The sequence below is a fragment of the Lacticaseibacillus zeae DSM 20178 = KCTC 3804 genome (assembly GCF_000260435.1).
In the GTDB taxonomy this organism is placed as follows: domain Bacteria; phylum Bacillota; class Bacilli; order Lactobacillales; family Lactobacillaceae; genus Lacticaseibacillus; species Lacticaseibacillus zeae.
In genome coordinates, this window is record NZ_BACQ01000102.1 from 1 (window position 1) to 247 (window position 247).

1 rRNA gene is annotated in these 247 nt (G+C 43.3%); it reads right to left on the reverse strand.

The features are described from left to right. Positions 1 to 97 (reverse strand): 16S ribosomal RNA (locus GSO_RS15350); the annotation flags it as partial. Positions 98 to 247: the final 150 nt, after the last annotated feature.

Consider the following 247-nt stretch of genomic DNA (forward strand, 5'->3'; position numbering starts at 1 on the left):
AGTGCAAGCACCGTTCATCGACCAAAACTCGTTCGACTTGCATGTATTAGGCACGCCGCCAGCGTTCATCCTGAGCCAGGATCAAACTCTCATATAAATATGAGCTGTTCGAATAGCTCGATTTGTTGTTCTAGCGAATTGACTTCGCAAATGTTACTTTTTGCCTCGATACCGAAGTATCAAGGACCCTGCACATTTAAACGAAACTTTGTTCAGTTTTCAAAGGACGACCTTGTCAAAAGACAAC